This is a genomic window from Ralstonia sp. 22111 (genome assembly GCF_052045895.1).
Taxonomy (GTDB): Bacteria; Pseudomonadota; Gammaproteobacteria; order Burkholderiales; family Burkholderiaceae; genus Ralstonia; species Ralstonia wenshanensis.
This window is the reverse complement of sequence record NZ_JBQEPR010000001.1, coordinates 957,935-980,853: the sequence shown is the minus strand read 5'-3', so window position 1 is coordinate 980,853 and position 22,919 is coordinate 957,935. Positions and strand designations below refer to the sequence as shown.

Sequence of the window (22,919 nt, the reverse complement as noted above, 5' to 3'; positions counted from 1 at the left end):
AGTGAACTTTATTTCAATGCCAGTTGCACGGACTAACCAACTCGAAGCGCCCGCCGGCCCAGCCGATTTGATCGCCTCAGTATAGCAATAAGTGAGCCCCTCCATGCACTCGAATATAAACAATAACATGCCTCAGAAATCAGAAAATAGCCGACGCTTGATTTCTCTAATTATGCCCTGCAAAAACGGGGCATTGACATTATCAAAATCCATAGAGTCAGTTCTCGAACAAGATTTCGAAAATTTCGAACTCCTCATCATAGATGATGGATCAACCGATGATTCGCGCGAAATAATAGAAGAACATGCGAAAAAAGATAACCGCGTCAAGCTACTGACGAACAAAGGCCCAAGCAAAGGCGTTTGGTATGCTCGCAATATTGGATTAAAAAACGTCAATGGACGATACATTGCATTTTTAGACTGTGACGATTATTTGCTGCCAAAATCACTTTCAAACCGATTAAGAAAACTCGATGAATCTGGCGCCGCCGTAGTTCACGGTGCTTACCTGCGACTACATCCGGATGGCAAGGCGTTTTATCGTCCTGCACGGACCAAGGTAACCTATTCGAACATGCTCAGGAAGAACCATATTGGTAATTTGACAGGTATGTACGACTCTGAGCGCCTAGGTGTTCTTCTTCAAGAAAATTACGGGCACGAAGATTATTTGATGTGGTGTAAGCTGGTTAAATTGTCTGGAATATCCTATTCCTCTGGAACTGAGCCCTTAGCCGTTTACCGCGTATCGAACACATCCCTCTCCGGAAACAAGTTCAAAGTCTTCTCCTGGCGCTGGAAAGTATTGCGCTCCGGATTAAATATTAGACTCATTCCCGCTTGCCTCTGTCAAATCCTATCCCAGATTTACGCGATATCAGATCGCTTACTTGAAAAACCGGCTAAAACAGAATAAATCGCATCACCTTGCATTTTTATGATAACCTCATCAAAAATACATCGACACACCTTTTAAGCATGTACGCTTGTGAAGTCGACTTCAACAGTCACTCAGTCCGCACCTGCTCACAAGCGACATTGGATCTGGCAATGAAATCAGATTTGGTTTTGATCACCGGCGCAAGCGGCTTTGTAGGCAAAGCAGTCCTCGCAGCAGCTCATGCACGAGGTATCTCTGTGCGGCCTGTTTTTCGAACCGCGGAGTCAGCCAGTGATTTTGGCTATTCCGTTGATTTTAAAGCCATCGACTCGAGCACCTCAAGCTCACTGCCACATGATACTGTTCGTAATCTCCCTACGAGCGGAGACCGAGCAACCTTGGTTCCAACGCTTGAATCCGATACAGACTGGCGTTCGGCACTTTCAGGAGTCAATGTCGTCATTCACTGTGCGGCGCGCGCGCATGTAACGGGAGCGCTGATCGATTTTCGTCAGACCAATGTCGACGGTACGCTTAGACTGGCTCAACAGGCAGCAGAGGTTGGCGTTCGGCGCTTTATTTTTGTGAGCTCGATTGGAGTACACGGAAACACAACATCAAGTACTCCTTTTAGATTTGATGACCAAATTTCTCCACACTCTCCCTATGCGAAATCCAAGGCAGAGGCTGAGATTGGGTTAAAGAAACTAGCCAAAAAAACGGGGATGGAAGTAACTATCATTCGACCACCTTTGGTGTACGGCCCAGGAGCACCTGGAAATATACACCGCCTGGTATGGGCACTAAACAGAAACATCCCTCTTCCGTTGGGCTGCGTGACCGGAAATCGGCGCAGTCTGGTTATGCTGGATAATCTTGTCGATTTGCTGCTCATCTGCGTTGATCACCCAGGCGCCGCGAACCAAACGTTTTTGGTGAGTGATGGCGAGGACCTGTCAACTGCAGAACTGCTAAGACGGCTTGGAGCCGCTATAGGCTACCCTGCCAAGCTTGTGCATATACCGGTGAGCATACTGCGAGCAGCTGCCTGCCTGCTCGGGAAGCGTCACATAGCCGAACAACTATTGGGGAGTCTCCAAGTCGACATCGAGCACACTCGGCACACATTAGGTTGGACACCTCCGATATCAGTGGATGAAGGGTTTCGCAAAATGTCAGAGCAGAGGTCGTAATGTTACGTCTTGTGGATATCGTTCTATCTTTGATCGGATTGCTCGTTGGAGCTCCAATATTATTGGTGATTTACGTGGCCGGATTATTCGATACGGGCTCACCGATCTTTCGTCAGGAGCGAGTTGGACGCAACCAAAAGCCCTTTATTCTGGTTAAGTTTCGCACCATGCGGCCAGACACGGCATCAGTTGCCTCACACTTGGCGGACGCTTCTGCCATTACCACTCTGGGGACATTTTTACGACGCAGCAAACTTGATGAACTGCCGCAACTTTGGAATGTACTAAAAGGAGAGATGAGCTTGGTCGGCCCGCGACCATGCTTATTCAATCAAACAGAATTGAGAAGCGAACGTGCTTCCCGAGCCGTGTTCAATGCGAGACCTGGAATTACGGGATTGGCTCAAGTCAATAACATTGATATGTCAATGCCGAAATTACTGGCAGAGACCGATGCGCTTATGCTGCAAGAATTGACGCTTACGTCATATTTTAAATATATATTTATGACAGTAGGCGGCAAAGGGGCAGGCGATCGAGTGAGGCGGAAATAGCGAATGCGACGCGTAGAGAACATGCATTCCCGCTAAGCTCGGTGAGTTTTTCCCACACCCTAACTTGGCGTTGCTTCACTCAATCGTCATTGGTAGCGCATTGGTCCGACATTGAACCAGAATGTACATATATATTATAAATTCCGTTATATATATAGCAGCACTGACCTTGCCAACCCTGGTGGCATGAGAATTAGAGACGGCCCTGAAATGGGCCAGTTGAAATTGTCAGTATGACCATCCTCGCACCATCGCCCTTCCCGCAAACTCCGGCAAGGTTTGGAGGAACTCAAGAGCACCGGTGACCGACGCGGGCCAAGGCGCCCGAGCACGCGGCGTCGGTACATTCAATGACTTGATCGGCAGGGTAGACAACCTAACGCTACTGCGCTGCCACAATCACGGGCTCGCGCCTGGATGGGCGAGATATCACCGCACCTTGCATACGATGCTCCTGCAGCAGAGCATCGCATCGAGTCAATGCTCAGGCATACGCGAATTGGCGTGACCTCCATGCAGTGCTGCGGACCGCGCACAACCGCGTATGCGCCTTCGTATTGGCGTAGTTTAGTTGCTGGCGCGTTGGAACCAACCAACTAGGCTAGCGCAAGACTCAGCAAGAAGGGAGCGGGTTGCTTTGATCAGAATTTCGGCACTAACCGGCTGATCCATCACTCTATTGGCATATTCCGAAGAGCATCCGCCGATTGGAAGTAGCCCTTCTCTAATGGGCTGAACACCATCACACTGTGGTTTCGTCTTCTGCAGTGACAATAGGCTGAGTCCCATAGCCATGGACGAGCTCTTTCAAAATCTCCTTGACCGTTCTTTCATCACTGACCTCAGCGGCAACCCGCATCCGAACAAGGAGGGGTGCGAGTTCAGCCCAGGATATATGGTGCTCGCGCGCCTTCATGATCCGTTCGTGAGCAGTTGCCTCCGGATTGTCACCAATCAGCAATTCCTCATATAGCTTCTCGCCCGGTCGGAGCCCGGTAATCTTGATGTCAATGTCCCCGAGGAAATGATCGCCTTCCCGAATCGTCAGGCCGGAGAGCTTGGCCATACGTCGCGCCAAATCGATGATCTTGACTGGCTGCCCCATGTCAAGCACAAACACTTCCCCCCCGTTCGCCATAGCGCCTGCCTGCAGAACCAACTGTGCCGCCTCGGGAATCGTCATGAAATAACGAGTCACCTCTGGATGCGTAACCGTGAGCGGCCCGCCTTCCTGCAACTGGCGGCGGAAAAGCGGAACCACGCTGCCACTGCTGCCCAACACATTGCCAAAGCGAACCATCGCAAACACGGTGCGGTTCTCGACTGCGCCCGGCGCACTGCCACATTGCACGCTGAAGTCGACTGCGCTACTTGCCGCAAGTGCCTGCAATACTAGTTCTGCCATTCGCTTCGACGCCCCCATGACGTTTGTCGGGCGAACAGCTTTGTCTGTCGAAACGAGAACAAAGTATTCGACTGCACTCTCCATGGCTGCACGAGCCATATTGAGCGTACCAAAAACGTTGTTCAAAACACCTTCGGAAGGGTTGCACTCGACCAGCGGTACATGTTTATAGGCTGCGGCGTGATATACCGTGGCGGGTCGATGGGCGTGGCAGATTTCTCGCAGGCGCTCAAGATTCGCCACGTTAGCCAACAGTGGAACGATTTCCAGCGAAAGGTGATGCTCCGCTCGCAAACCTTCTAACTCGCGATGAATGGTATAAAGCGCGAACTCGCTATGCTCGACCAGAACCAGCTTCTGCGGCCGCTCAAGCACGATCTGACGGCACAACTCGCTACCGATGCTGCCCCCCGCACCGGTAACCAGCACGGTCTTATTGAAGAGATTGCGCGCCAGCAGAGCTTTATCGGGAGAAACCGGCGCACGCCCCAACAGATCCTCGATATCAAGCTCTTGGAAATCGCGCACCGTCACACGTCCGGAGGCGAGATCCACCATCCCGGGCAGCGTGCGGACGTGAACGGGCAGTTCGCGCAGCTTGGCGATGATCGCGTTGCGACGCGCCCGCCCCAACGACGGAACGGCAAGCAAGATATCCGTGATACCCATGCGCTCTACCGCCTCAGGTACCTCATCGGGCCCGAGAATGTCCAACCCGTTGATGGTGCGACCGACCTTGGCGCTATCGTCGTCGATAAAACCGAGCAGTACGAACTCACGCACCACCGTAAGTGCCAGCGCAGTCTGAACACCAGCCTCGCCTGCGCCATAGATTAGCAAACGACCAACGCCGTGGCCCCCCTTGGCTGACTGACCAGCGAGCCAAAAACGCGCCATTGCCCGGCTGGTGCTGACCAGAAGCAGAAACAAGATAGGTTGAATCAGCCCAATACTGCGTGGCACCCCAGCCCACTTGAACGTCAGAATTGCGACGAAGAATAGAAAGCCATATAGGCCGACCGCTTTAGCCGTGTTTGCCAAAGCCGACATTCCAGTGTATCGGAAAATGGCCCGATACAACCCGAAACGCATGAATATCGGAAAAGCAAGCAAGGGGGCCAACACATAGACGTACTTCTGCTGCAGTTGTGGCAACCCCGTTTGATCGATCCGTAAGTAGTAGGCAAACCAGACAGAAATTACCGCCAGGATCAAATCCAACGCCACGACAAAAAGACGCTTGACAGAACGGGGCAGTGCCAACAGTGGAGCTGCGGATCTATAAAATAACATCTTGGGAATTCTTCTCATATCGCGCACATCGCTCAACGCCTATCGACAACAATCACACCATTTTTTCGCCTGTTCAGAGCTGGTAGCCTACGCCATTACACTTCATCTCGACAGACAGTGCAGCCTCTGCGCTTCTAAATGGTTAATCAAAAGCGATAGCTACGATCTCTCCAGAAAAAATGATCGCCTGAACCTGCTCCTTGCAATCCGTCATCACCATGACTGCAGCAGTCACTTCATGGCGTTTCCCGGGTACCAATATCGACACAAATCGCAAAGAAAGTTTTTATAATAATTTAAATCAACATCTTAAATTGGCGACCATCTATCAAATCTTGATTTTTTCAACCGTAGGTTTCTGCCATTCTAAAAGAAACGCCACGCCGGTCTTTATCCGAAAGCAACAAAGAAGACTCAACGTTCGGCCAAAAAATACCGATATCTGGATCGTCCCATGCAATACAGCGCTCATGTTGCGGCGCATAATAATCAGTTGCCTTGTACAGTAGGTCCGCTACGTCGCTCAACACCAAAAATCCATGCGCGAATCCCGGAGGAATCCATAGTTGCCTGTGGCTCTCAGCCGTCAGCTCGACGCCGACCCAGTTGCTGAATGTGGGGCTCTCCCTGCGAAGATCGACCGCAACATCAAAGACTGCACCGCTGACCACCCTCACCAACTTCCCTTGCGGCTGCTCAATCTGATAGTGCAGGCCGCGCAGCACTCCGCGATGGCCCCGACTGTGATTGTCTTGGACGAAATCGACACCAGATCCCAAGGCTGCCGAGAAAACTTGCCGATTAAAGCTTTCGAAGAAAAAACCCCTTGCATCCCGAAATACCGTAGGTTCGATGACCAGAACGTCAGGGATACGCGTGCGCACAATCTTTAGACTCATCAGCAATTTCCGCGCATTTCAACCTGCCATGCCAACGCCTCACACAGTGCAACCCCATTTGGATCCACCACCGGCACGCCCTATCTCCTCTGCATTGCTGCGTCGCATCCGCAGTCTTGCCGCGTGGTGCATCAGCGTCGCATCGAAATCCCGATCGGCAAAAATCTACTCCGAATCGTTCGGTTGCGATGACATCCAACGAAACACTCCAAAATTCCTTCAAGTTCCTGCTTACCATTGAAACGAATCTATGCAAAAAACCATCGGCGAGAATGATACCCGTTCATGGGAACGGTTCAGAAAATTTGATCAAGCAGCCGGCGTATGCCCAACCTCCAATCTGGCAAGTCGACACCAAATACTCGCTGCAACTTGCCGGTATCTAAACGGGAGTTGGTCGGACGAGAGGCCGCCTGCGGATACTCGGCGGCCGGAATGGCCCGGACCTGCTCTGGCAACGTGCGCAGAGCAACGCCGTGTGCCTGCGCATAGGTCAGCACTTCAACAGCGTACCCGTGCCAGCTAGCATCACCAGCTGCGGCAAGGTGGTAAAGACCATAAGGAAACGCGTGGCGATCCTCCAATTGCCAGTACCGCTCAACCAGCTCGGCGGTCACGGTGGCCACCAGCTCAGCAGTGGTAGGCGTGCCGAATCGGTCAGCGACGACATCCAGGCCATCCCGCGTGCGACCCAACGCCAGTATGGCCTTGGCAAAATTGGCGCCATGCACCCCAGCCACCCATCCGGTACGCAAAACCAGCGCCCGCGCGCCAACTGTGGCGATCGCTGACTCGCCCGCCAGCTTACTCTTACCGTAGACAGACAGTGGCGAAGTTGGGTCAGTCTCGAGGTAGGGCTGTGGCTTACGGCCATCGAAGACATAGTCGGTCGAGTAGTGCACCAACAAACTGCCCAGCGCCAGGCTCTCTTCGGCCAGTACTCCGACTGCTGCGCCATTCACAGCAAAAGCCAATTCGGCTTCGACCTCGGCTCTGTCGACATTAGTGTAGCCGGCTGCATTCACGATCACATCTGGACGCAGCGCGCGCAAAACCGCGCGCACTTGATCTGGGCGCGTCAGATCGCAGCCCGCATGGTCCAGGGCTACGACGCGGCCCACAGTGGCCAGCTCCCCCTGCAACTCGAAACCCACCTGACCGGTACACCCGGTAACAAGCAGCGTCGGGATAGCTCCAGTGCTATGCGCCATGTTGCGACGCAATCCCGGAAGATTTGCCGAGTACACCCTGCACCCAAGCCGGATTTTCCAGAAACCACTGAACGGTCTTGCGCAGCCCCGACTCGAACCGCTCTTCCGGCTGCCAACCGAGTTCACTCCGAATCTTGCCTGCCGCCACCGCATAGCGGCGATCGTGCCCAGGACGGTCTTCAACAAAGCAAATCTGCTCCCGATACGAACCTTCCGGCCGGGGTCTCAGTTCGTCAAGCAAATCGCACAGAGCATGCATGATCTGCAGATTTGTGCGCTCATTGCCACCACCAATGTTGTAGGTCTCTCCGATGCGTCCCCTCGCCAACACAGCTCGCAAGGCAGAGCACAAATCACCGACGTACAGCCAATCCCGAACGTTGAGACCGTCGCCGTAGAGGGTCAGCGGCTTGCTCTCCAAGGCGTTGGTGATTGCCTTGGGAATCAGCTTTTCGGGAAAATGGTAGGGGCCATAGCCGTTCGAACAATTGGTTGTCAGGACCGGCAAGCCATAGGTGTGGTGGTAGGCATGCACAAGGTGGTCTGACCCCGCTTTGGAGGCTGAGTACGGGCTATTGGGTCGGTACGGCGTGGTTTCCGTGAAGGGCGGATCCCGCAGGTCGAGCGAGCCGAATACTTCGTCAGTCGATACATGAAGCAGACGGAACGCTGCACGTGAATCGGGACGCAAGCCCGACCAGTACGCACGCGTCGCCTCCAGCAGCGTGAACGTTCCGACCAAGTTGGTCTGAATGAAGGCTGCGGGTCCGTGAATCGACCGGTCAACGTGGCTTTCGGCGGCAAAATGCACTACCGCCCGCGGCTGGAACTTGGTAAACACTTGATCCAACGCCGCGCGGTCGCAGATGTCGGCCTGCACAAATACGTGGCGGGAATCGCCGTCAACCGATGCCAACGTCTGTCTGTGACCGGCATAGGTCAACTTGTCGACATTGATCACGCCATCAGCGGCCGGGTCAGACAACCAGTCCAGTACGAAATTGCCGCCAATGAACCCGGCACCACCAGTTACGAGGATATGGGACAAACTCTGCACTCCTGTCTATCATCAGCCCATGGGCCATAGCGTGCTGATACCCAGGTTGTCCCCACAACAAGGGCAGCAAGAAACGAACTGCCGCGCATCACAATAAAATACGTATTCTATCCGGCGCCTCCATCTTCCCCACCGCGGGCTCCGAGAATTTTGTAGCACGTTGTAAGAACTGAGACGTCTACATCTCTGTGGTGGACAACAACATCTGTTTACGTAGCCATCGTGCATTCCCACGGGTCCGAGATCACGCCCCCCCACGCCATCGGCGACCTCCAAGGCTGCTGCGCCCCCCTAACAGCTTTGCTGGCCGACCTCCCCGCCAACGCCCCGCTCCGCTTCGTCGGCGACCTCATCAACCGCGGCCCCGACTCGCTGGCCACGCTACGTCAGGTCATCGCGCTTTGCGAATCAGGACGCGCACGCACCGTCCTCGGCAACCACGACATCCATCTGCTTGCGGTGGCGGCAGGCGTACGGAGACCCGGCAAGCGAGACACGATCGCCGACATCCTCTCCGCCCCCGATAGCGAACAACTCATCACATGGCTACGTCACCAGCCGCTGGCCATCTTCGAAAACAGCTTCCTGATGGTGCACGCCGGCGTCCTGCCTCAGTGGACAACAGGCGATGTGCTGGAGCTAGCCAGCGCGGTGGAGCGCGAGCTGCGTAGCCCACATTGGAAAACCTTCCTGGCCGATGCCTTCGGCAACCATCCGGCCAAGTGGAGCAACGATCTCGTCGGCATGGATCGGCTGCGTCTGACCATCAATGCTCTCACGCGCCTACGCTTCTGCAAGCCAGATGGCACGATGGAGTTCGAAACGACGGATGCCGATGGCGCTCCGGATGGCCACATGCCGTGGTTCGACGTGCCTGGGCGTCGCACGCGAGGCACGCCCATCGTGTTCGGGCATTGGTCCACACGCGGGCTCGTGATGCGCGACGACGTGATGGGCTTGGACACCGGATGCGTGTGGGGGGGCAAGCTGACAGCGGCGAAACTGTCGTTGGCGCCGGCCGGTCGTGACGTGGTCCAAGTGGATTGCGAGCAGGCGCAGGACCCGCTCGCGCACAAAAAGAAGTAGCCGTTTGAGCTAGCCCGCGCGAGCGATCAGGGTCGCAACGGCGTCGTGGCTATGTGCGGCCAGCGCACGGCGGTCCATCTCCGGAGCCACGGCGGGGCCTACGAATACCTCGACCACCAACGGCGGCCCGTTCAGCATGGCGTTGATCGTGTCCATCATCGACAGATCGCCGATGTACGCGGGAATGGTCGTCAACGCGCCCGTCTCGGCAATGCGATACCGCAGCGCCAGTGGGCGGATTGGTGCGCCAGCACTGACGGGCGCCTGAAACAGGTTGGCGTGGAACGGCAGCAGTTGCAGCCCGTCAGACGTCGTGCCCTCGGGAAACACGCAAATGACATCGCCCGAACGCATCGCATCGGCAATGACGTGCATGATGCGATGCGCGTCGCGCTTACGGGCGCGCTCGACGAACAGCACGCCGGTCTGCGCACACAGCCAGCCAATCACCGGCCAGTTGCGAATCTCCGATTTGGCGACGAAGCGCGGCGGATACCAGCTGTTGATCGCATAGATGTCGATCCATGAGACATGGTTGGACACCAGCATGGAGCCAGCCAGTTCCTTGCCCGCGACCGGCTCGCCATGCACAACGAGCGAGACACGGAACAACGCAAGCAGCTTGCGCGACCAGCGCTGGATCAGCCTCTGCTTGGTCTCAAGCTTGACCCACCAGAACAGCAGCGCGCACGTGATCAGACCTTCTGCCAGATGCACGAGCAATCGCAGCTTGCGCAGCACATGCTTGCGCTGCGGCGCGTTTCCCTCTGCGGGCACGCCTGCCATGTCCTGATCAATGCCCGTCATAGGCGAGATGGCCAGCAACCATCGTGGCACGTACGCGACCGGCCAGCTCAAAGCCCAGGTACGGCGAGTTCTTGCCTTGGCTGCGCAGGGTGCGCGGCTCGAGTTTCCAGGTCGCATCCGGATCGAACACGCACACATCCGCCATCGCACCCACTTCCAGCGAGCCTGCCTGCAGGCCCAATACGCGGGCGGGCTCGCTAGTGATGCGCGCCAGCGCCTTCGGCAGATCCACCTTGTGCTCGGCAGCCCAGCGCAGCGTGAGCGGCAGGAGGGTTTCGAGGCCGGTGGCGCCGGGCGTGGCCTCGGCAAACGGCAGCAGCTTTTCGTCGTCGTCCACGGGCGTGTGATCGGAGCAGATCGCGTCGATGGTGCCGTCGGCGAGCGCACGCACGATGCCATCACGATCGCGGCCCGAGCGCAGCGGCGGCACAAAGCGCATCTGCGAATTGAAGTAGCCGATGTCGACGTCGGTCAGGGAGATATGGTGGACGTTCACGTCACACGTGACCGGCAAACCTTCGGCCTTGGCGCGGCGCACGAGATCAATGCCGGCCGCCGACGACAGGCGGCAAAGATGCACACGCGCGCCCGTGCTGCGCATCAGCTCAAAAATGGTGTGCAGGCGTACGGTCTCGGCCATCACCGGCACACCCGACAGGCCCAGGCGCGAAGCCAGCGGGCCGCTTGCGGCCACACCGCCCTTGCCCAGATACGGATCTTCCGGGCGCAGCCAGACAGTAAAGCCGAAGGTCTGCGCGTACTGCATGGCACGCATCAGCACCTGCGTATCGATGATCGGCGAGTCGGCTTGCGAGAAGCCCACGCAGCCCGATTCGGTCAATTCGGCCATCTCGGTCAGCACCGCACCCTTCAGGCCGACGGTCAGCGCGCCGAGCGGATACACGTGCGCCTGGTTCAGGTTGCGCGCGCGGAACTTGAGCATCTCCACCAAGCCGGGTTCGTCCAGCACCGGATCGGTATCTGGCGGGCACACCAGCGAGGTTACGCCGCCGGCCATCGCCGCCGCCATCTCCGATTCGAGGGTGGCTTTGTATTCGAAGCCCGGCTCACGCAGGCGTGCGGACAGGTCAATCAGGCCTGGGCAAACAACCAGGCCCGTCGCGTCGATGGTCTTGTTGGCATGGAAATCTGCCGGCGCGTGGCCGACACCGACCACCTTGCTCGCCGCGATGTACAGATCCTGTTGTGCGTCGATACCGTTGGCCGGGTCGATCAGGCGGCCGCCTTTGATATGCAGTTTCATCGTTTCAATATTTTTGAGAATGATGCAAAACGAAGCGAAGCGGTTCTGGCGGTTCGGCGCCGACGCAGACAGTACAAAAAGTACGGCAAGTCGGCGCCGGGCCGCCAGAATCGTTTTTCATCGATCTCAGTCGTTGTTGCCCGCCACGATGCCCATGACCGCCATACGAACCGCAATGCCGAACGTCACCTGATTCAGGATCACCGATTGCACGCCGTCTGCCACGGCGGAGTCGATCTCCACGCCACGGTTCATCGGGCCAGGGTGCATGACGATGGCGTCCGGCTTGGCCAGCGCCAGGCGGTCCTGCGTGAGACCGTAAGCCTTGAAGTATTCCTGCGCGGAGGGCAACAGCGCACCGCTCATGCGCTCGTTCTGCAGGCGCAACATGATGACCACGTCCACGCCCTTCAGGCCTTCTTCCATGTTGTGGAAGACGCGCACACCCATGTGCTCCAGCCCGCCCGGCAGCAGCGTGCGCGGGCCGATGGCGCGCACTTCCGCGCAGCCCAGCGTCGTCAACGCATGGATGTCGGAGCGTGCGACGCGCGAATGCAGGATGTCGCCGACGATGGCCACCGTCAGATTGGCGAAATCCTTCTTGTAGTGGCGGATGGTGTACATGTCGAGCAGCCCCTGCGTGGGGTGCGCATGACGGCCATCGCCAGCATTGATGACGTGCACGTGCGGTGCGACGTGCTCGGCGATCAGGTACGGCGCACCCGAACTGGCATGCCGGACGACAAACATGTCCGCCTGCATCGCCGACAGATTGTTGATCGTGTCGAGCAGCGATTCACCCTTGCTGGTGGACGACGCATTGATGTTCAGGTTGATCACGTCTGCCGACAGCCGCTTGGCCGCGATCTCGAACGTGGTGCGCGTGCGCGTGGAGTTCTCGAAAAACAGGTTGAACACACTCTTGCCGCGCAGCAGCGGCACCTTCTTCACTTCGCGGTCCGAATCCGATACGGAGACGAACTGCTGCGCGGTGTCCAGCACGTGCGTGAGGATGTCGCGCGACAGCCCCTCGATCGACAGCAAATGCTTGAGCTCGCCGTTTTTCGTGAGCTGCGGGTTGGCAAAAGTCTTGGGCATGAGAAACGAAGGGCGACGAGGTCAGTACAGGTCCGGTCAAAGCGGTTGCGGGGCGGGGCGCGAACTCAAGCGCCCTTGGGCTCGCGCGTGAAGGTGAAGCGGGCGGAAGCGCCCTCGCCGGTTTCGCTCAGCACGAGCGATTCGTTGGGCGGCAGCGTGATGCGTTCACCGATGTAATCGGGGGCAACGGGCAGTTGGCGCTCACCGCGATCGACCAGCACGGCCAGCTCGACCGCCGCCGGACGGCCGTAGTCGAACAGCTCGTTGATGGCCGCGCGGATGGTGCGGCCGCTGGCCAGCACGTCGTCCACCAGCAGGATGCGGCGCTCGTTCACGTCGAACGGCAGCGTGGTCGGCTGCGCCTTGGCGTGCAGGCCCTTCTTGGCGTAGTCGTCGCGATGCATGGCAACGTTGACGACGCCGTATTCCGGCAGGCCAAGGTCATGCGCCAGCCGCTTGGCGATCCAGGCGCCGCCGCTGACAATGCCGGCCACCGACCAGGTATGGCCGTCCGCCAGCCGCGTGCGCAGTTGTGCAACGAGGCTCTGGTACAGCGCCTCGGCATCGATCTGTTGCGATGTCATGCGTGTTCGTCGAAAAACTGTTGGAGGATGATGCGCGCGGCTTCTGCGTCGAGCACATCGTCGGAGGCACCGGCGTCCTGCGCGGCGATCGACGAATAACGCTCGTCCACCCAGGTAACCGGCAGGCCATAGCGGCCGTGCAATTGATTGCCGAAGCGCTTGGCAAGCTTGATCATCGGCTGCTCTTCACCGTCGGGGTGAACAGGCATGCCGACCACGAAGCCAACCGGCTGCCATTCGCCCACCAGCCGGCTGATCTGTGCGAACCGGAAATCGATCGAGCGGTTCGGAATGGTTTCCAGCGCCCGTGCAGAGCGCGTGATGGAGTTACCCAGCGCCACGCCGATGCGCTTTTCGCCGTAATCGAATGCCAGCAAGGTGCCCTCTGCGGGCACGGAAGGGGTGGCCGGACGCGCCGGCTCAGGCATGCCCGGCCTCGCCCGACAGCATGGCGGGGTTGATACCGAGCAGGTTCAGCGCCGCGGCAAACCGCTCTTCGGCAGGCACGTTGAAGATAATCTCGGGATCCGCCTGGACGGTCAGCCAGCCGTTGCGGCTGATTTCGTCTTCCAGTTGGCCGGCGCTCCAGCCGGCATACCCGAGGGTGAGGATGAACCGGTGCGGGCCCGCACCTTGGGCGACGGCTTCGAGGACATCCTTGGAGGTGGTCATTTCCAGCCCGCCCGGCACCGCCAGCGACGACGAATACGCGCCCGTGGCGTCGTGCAGCACGAAGCCGCGCTCGGTCTGCACCGGGCCGCCGTAATACACGGATTGCTCTGCGAGGGGATGGATTTCGAGCTTGAGATCGATCTTGTCGAACAGCGTCGCCAGGTCGATGTCGATGGGGCGGTTGATCACGAGCCCGAGCGCACCGCGCTCGTTGTGCTCGCACATGTACACGACCGCGCCCGAAAACGTGGAATCCGCCATGCCGGGCATAGCGATCAGGAACTGATTCGTGAGATTGATAAGTGCGTCAGGCGAGGCCATGGGAGGAGTTTACCAAAAGCCCCCGGCCGCCGCCCCTCTCATTTGGAGGAATCGACCCTCGGCGCAAGGTTTTTTGCGTGTGCGCATTGTGGCGCTTTAGGCACTCGCCGCGCCTGCGTGCGGCGGCGTGGTGTTCAGCGCCTCCAGATCTGCGGCTTCCAGCCAGCGCCATTCACCTGGTGCCAGATCGCCCAGCGACAACCCGCCGATGGCGCTGCGGTGCAATCCGGCCACGTGGTTACCGGCGGCCGCCACCATGCGTTTCACTTGGTGGTATTTGCCTTGCGTGAGCGCCATGCGCAGGTGGTGCGTATCGACACGCTCCGCCCAGGCGGCGGCAACGTTTTCATTCTCGTCAGCCAGCAGCACGCCGGCGCACAACTGGGCGATCTGTGCATCGGCTACGGGCTCGGCGGTGGTGATCTCGTACACCTTGGGCACCTGGTGGCGCGGGCTCGTGATGGTGTGAACGAACTGGCCGTCGTCGGTGAGCAGCAGCAGGCCCGTGGTGTCCTGGTCAAGCCGCCCGACGCATTGCACAGCGCGCTCGCGCAGCGGCACCGGCAGCAGCGTGTACACGCTCGGATGGTGTTTCGGCTTTTGCGAGCACTCCACGCCGGCCGGCTTGTTGAGCATCAAATAGGCGCGGGCATGGTATGCCCAGCGCTCGCCGTCGACATCCAGCACCAAGCCAGCGGTATCCACGAGCGCATCAGGGCTTTCCATCTCGACGCCGTTGATGAATACCAACCCCGCGAGCACGAGGTCCTTGCAATAGCGGCGCGTGCCGAAGCCCTGGGATTGCAGGATGCGATACAGCGGAAGACGAGAAGAATCAGCCATGACAACAACGTGAACAAGACAAAAAGGGGCGATTTTTGCGATACGCTCGGCCGGTCAAAAGAGCAACCGATTCCAGCCGATGCCCTCCACCGCCCCAAGCCGCCAGCCGTACAACATCGGAGCACACTTCCAGCGCGGTCTGGTGTGGTTCCGGCGCGATCTGCGGCACTTCGACCACGCGGCGCTGCATTATGCCTTGCGCCACTGCCGCGAAGTCTATTGCGTGTTTGTATTCGACCGCGACATCCTCGACGCGCAGCTTGCGCGGGGGCTCAAGGCCGACCGCCGTATCGAGTTCATCCGCGCGTCCATCGAGGAGTTGCGCAGCGCCTTGCGCGAGGCCGGCGGCGACCTCATCGTCGTGCATGACCACCCCCGCCAGGCGATTCCCGAGATCGCGCGCGAGCTCAACATCGAAGCCGTCTTCGCTAACCACGATGAAGAGCCTTCCGCGCAGGCCCGCGATGAAGCCGTGCGCAAAGTGCTGGCCCAGCAGCCGTGCGCCTGGTTCGACTTCAAGGATCAGGTGATCTTCGAGCGCGACGAAATCCTGAACGGACAAGGCAAACCGTACGGCGTTTTCACGCCTTACAAGAACGCGTGGTTGGCCGCGCTGACGCCGTTCGACTTGCGCGCGTATCCGACAGAGCCGTACTTCGGTGCGCTGGCCAAGCCGCCACAGGCGCTTGCGCACGCCACGCCCGCGCTGGAAGCGATGGGCTTTGCGCCCACCAATTTGTCAGAGATTGCCCTGCCCACCGGCATGTCGGGCGGCCAGGCTTTGCTCGACGAGTTTGAGGAGCGCATGGACGACTACCATGCGCGCCGCGACTTTCCGGCCGTGCGCGGCCCAAGCTATCTGTCAACGCATCTGCGCTTTGGCACCGTATCGATCCGCACGCTGGCAGCGCGTGCCCACGCCGCCATGCTGCGCGGCAGCCGAGGGGCGGCGACGTGGCTGTCGGAGCTGGTCTGGCGCGACTTCTATTTCATGATCCTGCACCACCGGCCGGACTTGGCCGACGGCGCCGCATTCCACCCGGAATTCGATCGCATCCGCTGGGTAGACGGCGACACCGGCGACGCGCGCTTCGAAGCCTGGAAGGCCGCGCGCACCGGTTACCCGCTGGTGGACGCCGCCATGCTGCAAATCTTCCAGAGCGGCTACATGCACAACCGCCTGCGCATGGTGGCGGCGAGCTTTCTCATCAAGGATCTTGGCATCGATTGGCGACGCGGCGAGCAGTATTTTGCCGACGTGCTCAACGATTTCGACTTCTCCGCCAACAACGGCGGCTGGCAATGGGCGGCCTCCAGCGGGTGTGACGCACAACCGTGGTTCCGCATCTTCAACCCCGTCACGCAATCGGAGAAGTTCGACCCGCAGGGCCGCTTCATCCGCAAGTACCTGCCGCAGCTGGCAAAGCTGCCTGACAAGTACATCCACGCGCCATGGACGGCACCCGCCAATGTGCTGAAGGACGCGGGCGTTGCGTTGGGCGAGACGTATCCCTTGCCGATCGTCGATCATGCCGCCGCGCGCGCAGCGACGCTCGACCGCTATGCCGTCACCAAGGCGCATCGCACATCCGGTGCCGAGGCGGCGGCGCTGAGCAAAGACGGCGAAGGCGATTGAAGATCGCCACGCACCAACGACAACGGGCCGGTGTTCTACCGGCCCGTTATTGTTTCTGCGATGCGCGTCAGCCTGCGTTGGCCGCCGGCGCACGCTCGCCGATGAGGTTGCGCAGATGCCGGAGCAATTCCTCTTCGTTGTACGGCTTGCCGAGGTAGACGTTCACACCGATCTCCGCGGCGTAGCGGCGATGTTTGTCCGCAGTACGCGAGGTGATCATGATGATCGGCGTGGCGCCGATACGTTCGTCCGCACGCACGTTGCGCGTAAGGTCGAAGCCGTCCATGTGCGGCATTTCGATGTCGACGAGCATCGCGTCGGGCGTGACCTCCTGCAACTGGCGCAGCGCGTCCACACCGTCGCGCGCGAGCACGGCCTGGTAGCCGGAGCGCGTGAGCAGACGCTGCGTGACCTTGCGCACCGTGAGCGAATCGTCGACCACCATGACGATTGGCTGTGTGGCCAAGCCCGGCACGGCGTCGGTGCTGCCGTCGCGGTGCAGCTCGGCTACGGCGCCCGTCGCTTCCTGATCGGACAGGCCACGCACAGCGGCTTCGCGCTCGAAGCGCTGCGTGAGCACCACGGGGTTGTAGATCAGCACGATCTCGCCGTCGCCCAGCGTGGTCGCACCGGCAATACCCTCCAGACGCGCAAGGTGCGGGCCGATGTGCTTGACCACCACTTCGCGGTTGCCGATCACTTCATCGACGTGCACGGCGGCGCGCTCGGCACCGTTTCGCACCACCACGGCCGGCGAGTACTTGCGCCCGCCCGTGACGGACTTCGCTTCTTCGAGCAGCGCGCCAAAGTAGTGGAACGGCACGGGGCCGGTCGGCAATTGCAATGCAGCTGCGTTGTACGCCTCGGCCAGCGCCTGCGGACGCAGTTGCTGCACGTGGTCGATCATGCCCGACGGAATCGCATACACGCGCTCGCTCACACGCACCAGCAGCACCTGCGTAATGGCAGTGGTCAGCGGCAGGTGGATGGTGAAACGCGTGCCGACTTCCGGCGTGGTCTGCAACGAAATCCGGCCGCCCAGGGCGACGGTTTCGGCACGCACCACGTCCATGCCGACGCCACGGCCGGCCAGCTCGGACACCCGATCCGCCGTGGAGAAGCCCGGCGTGAAGATCATCTCGGTGAGGCGCGCGTCGCTGGCCTCCTCGTCGGGCGCCAGAAGCTGGCGCTCCAGTGCGCGGGCGCGAATGCGGTCGAGGTTCAGCCCAGCACCGTCGTCGACGAAATGCAGCACGACTTCGTTGCCTTCCTGCTGCACTTCAAGCGTCAGTTCGCCAGCGGGATTCTTGCCCTTGGCGCGGCGCTCGTCGGCGGATTCAATGCCGTGTGCGACGGCGTTGCGGATCATGTGTTCCAGCGGGCCGCCCATGCGATCCAGCACGCTGCGGTCCAGTTCCACCGTACCGCCCTTGATGAACAGGCGGACTTCCTTGCCGGTTTCCGACGCGGCCTGACGGGCCACGCGATACAGACGGTCGGCCACGGTATCGAACTGCACCATGCGTGCACGCATGAGGCTGCGCTGCAGGCCGCGCGTGAGGCGCGCCTGCGTTTCCAGATCGAGCGATGCCTGATCGAAACCACGGAACAAGTTCTGCTGCACCGTTGCCACGTCATTGACGGACTCGGCCATCATCCGCGTGAGTTCCTGCAAGCGCGTGAATCGGTCGAACTCCAGCGGATCGAACGATTCGTCGTGGGCAGCCGCATCGGCAATGCGCGACTCCATCTGCGTTTCGGCCTGGATCTCGATCTCACGCACCTGCGAGCGCAAACGCGCCACGTTGTCGTTCAGTTCCGACAGATAGGTCTTGAGCGCATCGACTTCCGACTCCAGACGCGCACGCGCCGCACCGACTTCACCCGCATCGTTGATGAGCGAATCAAGCGCACGCGCCTGCACGCGCACCATCGCGCGCTGGCGTTCGGCCACTTCCAGCGCTTCGGCTTCTGGGCTGCGCGTGCCGGTCAGATCCACGCTCGTCGAGACCGCAACCGCCGGCAGCATCGATGCGGAGGACGATGCCTGCGCGTCGGCGGCCGTCTGCTGCGCATCGGCTGCGTCGGCAAGGCCGGCATCGAGCGGTAGCAGGTTGCCCGCGCCCAGTGCATCGACGTGCGCCTGAATGCGGTCAAACCAGACGTAGAGCTTGCGGAACAGCGCGTCGTCCACGCGGTTCTGGCGCAGGCCGCCTTCAATGGCGCTTTCCATTTCGTGCGCGGCCTGGCCCAGCGTCATGGCGCCGGCCATGCGCGCACTGCCCTTGACGGTGTGCAGATTGCGCAGCAGCAAGCCAGCGGCATTGCGGTCCTGCGGCGCGGCTTCCCACGCACGCAGATGCTGGCCCAACTCGGGCAGCGCAACGTGCGCTTCCTCCAGGAAGATTTCCAGCAGCGCCGGATCGAGCGCGTCGGCCGGTGCCTGGCGAACCAGCTCGCCCACGGCCGGCTCGGCAACCGGCGACTCGTGCACCGGCACCAGAGACGGCACGAACGTCGGTGTGACTTCCGCTGGCTCAAACCCGGGCTCGCCGGCCAGTCCAGCGGTTTCGTTCTCGGCCTGTTCGGCTTCGGCAAAGGCGGCGGGCGCCGGCTCCAGCGGCAGGCGCGGACGCACGAGCAGGCGCTCGCACAGTTCGTCGAGGCTGCGGCGCATCGCCTCGTCAGCTTCCGGCCAGAGGCTGGCGGCGAATTGATGCAGCATGCCGCGCATGCGCTCGATGGATTGATCGAGCAGGCGGAAGTCGCCCGGATGCATCGCCACCGGGCGGCTGTTCAGGTTCAGCAGCACCTGCTCCAGCGCACCAGCCAACTGGCGCACGGGCTCCAGTTCGACCACGGCGGAGCTGCCTTGCAGCGTGTGCGCGGCGCGCAGTGCCAGCTCGCTCGGCGGCGTGCGGCCTTCATGGCGCCACTCCGAGAAATCCACGCCCAGGCGGCGGATCAGATCGTCGGCTTCCTGCAGGTAGACGTTGTACAGCGCCACGCTGATGCGGACCGGACCAATCTCCTTCACGCCATCGTCGTGCGGGGCTTCCTCCGGTTCGCCGGTCTGCGCAAACGGGAACGGGATCACCTTGGCGTCGGCATCGGCGGCAACCGGTTCAGCGGCAGCTTCCTGATGGGACTCTTCGACGTGCCCTGCGACCGGCTCGACTGCCTCATGCTCGACCGCCGTTGCGATGGCCTCGGGCATTGGCGCGTCGACTTCGGGCAGTGCGGGTTCGTCATCCCACGTGAGCGCGACGGATTCTTCGGCTTCTGCAACGGGCGCATCCGGTGCAGCCAACTCCATCGGCTGCACCGCGTGGGTGTCCTGCAATGCGGGTTCCGCAGCCGGTGCTTCAGGTGTTTGCGGCTCAACGTGCTCGGGAGCGGCCTGCGCTTCAGGCACGGCTTCCAGCCACACGAACGGGCCGCCATGGCGCACACGCTCTGCGGCCGCGACCAGCGGTTCGATGGCGTGATCGGCTTGCGGCGATTGCGCAATCGCGGCGGCCCACGTCGACAGCTCCGACTCAGCGCGCGTGAGCAGCGCGGCCAGGTCATGCGTCGGCACGCGGCTCTCGGCCAGCCAGACGTTCATCACCTGCTCGATGGCCCAGGCGGCTTCGCCATAGCGCGTGAGGCCAACCATGCGGCCTGAGCCCTTGAGCGTGTGGAACGCGCGGCGCAGTTGCGTAAGCAAGTCCAGGTCGGGGCCGGCAGCCAAACCGCCCGTGCCCATGTCGGCAGCGGCCTGCAGGCCATGCAGGTCGGCACGCACGCCGGCCAGCACTTCTTCGGCCTCAGACAGGAAGATGTCGAGCAGCTCGGCATCGATGGATTGGGTATCCCGCACGGCTGCAGGCGCGGCGGCGGCTGCGGCGGCAGGCACGGCAGCCGGTGCCGCCAATGCAGCCTGCATGCGCTCCAGCGCGCCGGCACTGCCGACCTGCCAGGCATCGAACTGGGCCAGCGCCTCTTCCAGGCGACGGCGGCGAGCCGGATCGTCGTCGATGGCGGCGGCGTCGCGCGCCTCCTGCAGCGCGGTGCGCAACTCGGCAGCCAGCGGGTCGGTCGGGTCGACCGGTTGCTTGGCCAGCAGACGATCGAGCAGCGATTGCAGCGGCGATGCGGCATCGGCATTGGCCACGTCCGCGCCGGCAAGCGTTTCGGATTGCGGCTCGCGCCGGGCCAGCATCCCGGATTCGGTATCGAAGGCGAACTCGCGCCATGCGGTTTCGCGCTCGGTCGGCGTCAGCTGGCCTTCAATGACGATCTCGTCGACCTGGCCGCCGGTCAGTTCCGTGCCGGCCGACAGCGCGTCGAGCAAGGCCTGCAGGCCGCTGACGTTGGCGGCCAGCGCCGCCAGGTAGCGTTCGCGATCAGCAGTGGCACCCTCGCCCGCAGCTTGCAGCGCGTTGATGGTCGATTGCGCGGCTTCGGTAGCATGGACGGCCTCATAGGCGTCGAGTGCGGCAAAGGCAGTCTGCATCTCGCCGAACAGGCGGGCAGCTTCTTGCAGCCCACCGCTTTCTTCACCCTCGCGCTCGAAAGCATCGAGGTGCGTTTCGGCAGAAGCCAGCAGCGTTTGCAGTGCGCGAACCTGCTCGGTGCGCGCGCGGCGTTGCACCGCTTCTTCGGCCAGCAGCGTGAGCCATGCGGGTGCCGGTACGGCGTGGCCGTCTTGCGTGGCGCGGGCGTGTTCGGCCAGCTCACTGCAGCGGGCGGCAAACCACGCGCTGCGCAAGTCGCCAGATTCGCCATGCAGCGCCCACGGGCGGGCCAGCATGCGCGAGAGGAACTGCAGCGTGGGGGCAACGTCCTGTCCAGCGGCTTCGGTCAGGCGGTTCGACAAGTCAGTCAGAGCCGGCTGACCCAGCGCGTCGGCATGCAGCGCGAGCGTCTGCAGTGCAGCATCAAATTCGTCCGCTGCAGGCTCTGATTGTTGGCTGAGCGTTTCGAGCGAGCGGCCAACGCGTTGCAGCGTGTCGCTGGCGTCCGCCGGCAGCAGCGCGTAATACTGGCGCGTGTGCAGTGCGCCAGCGGGCGCGTGCGTGGGCGGAATCGCGAAGGCCTGCACACAGGCCATGATGTCCGGGCCGAGCGTGTCGTCGCCCACCGGCGCCGCGGGCGCGTTGCTGTAGGCCATGCCGGCCAGCAGATACAGCGCGTCGGTCAGCAGGCCTTGCGGCAGGTGGACGTTGTTGTGCGAGTACTGGCGCAGCAGCAGGTTGACGCGTGCCGCCAAGCGCTTGGCGGTCATGTCGGCCGGCACCAGACCGGCACGCAAGGCGCCAAACGTCAGGGCCAGCACGAGCCACAGATCGCGCTGCAGATCGTCCCCGGCGCGGCGCGGTTCGCGCTCTAGCGCGCGAATGCCATGCAGCAGGTCTTCCAGCGGGGCGTAGGCTGCAGCTGCTGCGGACGGATCCACCTGCGCACCATCGGCGTTGGATGCCGGTGCCCGCAGCGCCGTCAGCAACGCGAGTTCGAACTTGCGGCGCAGGCGTGCCAGCCCCGGCAGATCGCGCGAGGGCAGCAGCAGGGCCGGCAGATGGCGCAGGTCATCGGCCCACAGGTCAGCCGGGTGGACGCGCTCTTCGCCCAGGCGGGCGAGCACGGCTTGATACGGTTGGAACAGGCGCAGCGGCTCTTCTGCCATACCGGCCATCAGGTCGGCCACGTATTCCTGCAGCGCCTGCACGGCGCGCGAGAACACGTCCAGCGTCTGCGCGTCGGCGGCTACGGTGCCGGCATCGACGGCTTCGAGCAGGCGCTTGGCGGCCTGGCAATACACGTCGACACCACGCAGGCCGACGATCAGCAGTGCACCGGCAGCCTGGTGCAGATACTGGCCGGCCAAGCGCAGCGACGTCGTATCGCGCGCCCCGATGACTTCCGGATTGGCGATGACATCGGCTGCGTATTCGCCGAACTCGCGCACGGCGTCGTCCAGCGCAGCGCGCATGTTGGGCGCGACCCACGCCAGCGCGGAAAGGTCACGCGCCGGCACGGCAGACTTCGAGCGCACCGCGGGGGCGCCAGCCACCTCGAGCGAGGCAGGATGGGACTGGGCGGGCTCGGCGGCAGATTGATGACGCATGTGT

At 61.1% G+C, this 22,919-nt stretch carries 17 protein-coding genes; 5 read left to right on the top strand and 12 right to left on the bottom strand.

Annotated elements, in window-relative coordinates; all coding sequences use genetic code 11:
• Positions 1–127: 127 nt before the first annotated feature.
• From ACTJK4_RS04575 to ACTJK4_RS04565, 3 genes are all read left to right on the top strand, one after another.
• On the top strand, positions 128–919 hold the full coding sequence (locus tag ACTJK4_RS04575; RefSeq protein WP_440816337.1) for a glycosyltransferase family 2 protein: 792 nt from the start codon (positions 128–130) through the stop codon (positions 917–919).
• 134 nt (positions 920–1,053) lie between these two features.
• On the top strand, positions 1,054–2,076 hold the full coding sequence (locus tag ACTJK4_RS04570; protein WP_440816334.1) for an NAD-dependent epimerase/dehydratase family protein: 1,023 nt from the start codon (positions 1,054–1,056) through the stop codon (positions 2,074–2,076).
• Positions 2,076–2,630 carry a sugar transferase gene (locus ACTJK4_RS04565; RefSeq protein WP_440816331.1) on the top strand — a complete coding sequence of 185 codons (555 nt, stop codon included), beginning with the start codon at positions 2,076–2,078 and terminating at the stop codon, positions 2,628–2,630. The genes ACTJK4_RS04570 and ACTJK4_RS04565 overlap by 1 nt, the downstream gene beginning before the upstream one ends.
• Positions 2,631–3,372: 742 nt before the next feature.
• Here ACTJK4_RS04565 and ACTJK4_RS04560 read toward each other — a convergent pair.
• The 4 genes from ACTJK4_RS04560 to rfbB all read right to left on the bottom strand — a co-directional run bounded on the left by ACTJK4_RS04560 (position 3,373) and on the right by rfbB (position 8,486).
• A complete protein-coding gene (locus ACTJK4_RS04560) occupies positions 3,373–5,328 on the bottom strand; it encodes a polysaccharide biosynthesis protein (protein WP_440816851.1) in 1,956 nt (651 codons plus the stop codon).
• Between the two features lie 344 nt (positions 5,329–5,672).
• On the bottom strand, positions 5,673–6,227 hold the full coding sequence (gene rfbC / locus ACTJK4_RS04555) for a dTDP-4-dehydrorhamnose 3,5-epimerase (RefSeq protein WP_440816328.1): 555 nt from the start codon (positions 6,225–6,227) through the stop codon (positions 5,673–5,675).
• A gap of 296 nt (positions 6,228–6,523) precedes the next feature.
• Positions 6,524–7,438, bottom strand: a complete 915-nt coding sequence (gene rfbD / locus ACTJK4_RS04550; protein ID WP_440816325.1) for a dTDP-4-dehydrorhamnose reductase — start codon at positions 7,436–7,438, stop codon at positions 6,524–6,526.
• A complete protein-coding gene (rfbB, locus tag ACTJK4_RS04545; RefSeq protein ID WP_440816322.1) occupies positions 7,428–8,486 on the bottom strand; it encodes a dTDP-glucose 4,6-dehydratase in 1,059 nt (352 codons plus the stop codon). The genes rfbD and rfbB overlap by 11 nt, the downstream gene beginning before the upstream one ends.
• 252 nt (positions 8,487–8,738) lie before the next feature.
• On the opposite strand from rfbB, the gene ACTJK4_RS04540 reads away from it, so the two are divergent.
• Complete coding sequence (locus tag ACTJK4_RS04540; protein ID WP_440816848.1) at positions 8,739–9,581, top strand: symmetrical bis(5'-nucleosyl)-tetraphosphatase; 843 nt, start codon at positions 8,739–8,741, stop codon at positions 9,579–9,581.
• Positions 9,582–9,590: 9 nt separating this feature from the next.
• On the opposite strand, the gene ACTJK4_RS04535 is transcribed toward ACTJK4_RS04540, so the two are convergent.
• The 7 genes from ACTJK4_RS04535 to ACTJK4_RS04505 all read right to left on the bottom strand — a co-directional run bounded on the left by ACTJK4_RS04535 (position 9,591) and on the right by ACTJK4_RS04505 (position 15,170).
• Positions 9,591–10,388, bottom strand: coding sequence for a lysophospholipid acyltransferase family protein (locus tag ACTJK4_RS04535; protein ID WP_440816320.1), 798 nt, complete (start codon positions 10,386–10,388; stop codon positions 9,591–9,593).
• Positions 10,375–11,652 carry a dihydroorotase gene (locus tag ACTJK4_RS04530; RefSeq protein WP_232042164.1) on the bottom strand — a complete coding sequence of 426 codons (1,278 nt, stop codon included), beginning with the start codon at positions 11,650–11,652 and terminating at the stop codon, positions 10,375–10,377. Before ACTJK4_RS04530 ends, ACTJK4_RS04535 begins: the two co-directional genes overlap by 14 nt.
• A 126-nt stretch (positions 11,653–11,778) precedes the next feature.
• Positions 11,779–12,750: an aspartate carbamoyltransferase catalytic subunit gene (locus ACTJK4_RS04525; protein WP_440816317.1), complete on the bottom strand. Its 972-nt coding sequence runs from the start codon at positions 12,748–12,750 to the stop codon at positions 11,779–11,781.
• Positions 12,751–12,815: 65 nt separating this feature from the next.
• Entirely contained in the window at positions 12,816–13,334 is a 519-nt protein-coding gene (gene pyrR, locus ACTJK4_RS04520; protein ID WP_232042163.1) for a bifunctional pyr operon transcriptional regulator/uracil phosphoribosyltransferase PyrR, read from the bottom strand.
• Positions 13,331–13,762 (bottom strand): Holliday junction resolvase RuvX, encoded by a 432-nt coding sequence (gene ruvX, locus ACTJK4_RS04515; protein ID WP_260802910.1) that lies wholly within the window; start codon positions 13,760–13,762, stop codon positions 13,331–13,333. The genes pyrR and ruvX overlap by 4 nt, the downstream gene beginning before the upstream one ends.
• Positions 13,755–14,327: a YqgE/AlgH family protein gene (locus ACTJK4_RS04510; protein ID WP_232042161.1), complete on the bottom strand. Its 573-nt coding sequence runs from the start codon at positions 14,325–14,327 to the stop codon at positions 13,755–13,757. The genes ruvX and ACTJK4_RS04510 overlap by 8 nt, the downstream gene beginning before the upstream one ends.
• A 96-nt stretch (positions 14,328–14,423) precedes the next feature.
• On the bottom strand, positions 14,424–15,170 hold the full coding sequence (locus ACTJK4_RS04505; protein WP_316878212.1) for a pseudouridine synthase: 747 nt from the start codon (positions 15,168–15,170) through the stop codon (positions 14,424–14,426).
• A gap of 79 nt (positions 15,171–15,249) precedes the next feature.
• Here ACTJK4_RS04505 and ACTJK4_RS04500 point away from each other — a divergent pair, with 79 nt between their 5' ends.
• Positions 15,250–16,806: a cryptochrome/photolyase family protein gene (locus ACTJK4_RS04500; protein ID WP_440816311.1), complete on the top strand. Its 1,557-nt coding sequence runs from the start codon at positions 15,250–15,252 to the stop codon at positions 16,804–16,806.
• A 67-nt stretch (positions 16,807–16,873) separates the two neighbouring features.
• Here the strand turns inward: ACTJK4_RS04500 and ACTJK4_RS04495 are convergent, their stop codons facing one another.
• The gene (locus ACTJK4_RS04495; protein WP_440816308.1) at positions 16,874–22,915 is read right to left on the bottom strand and encodes an Hpt domain-containing protein; all 6,042 of its coding nucleotides are present in this window, start codon (positions 22,913–22,915) and stop codon (positions 16,874–16,876) included.
• Positions 22,916–22,919: the final 4 nt, after the last annotated feature.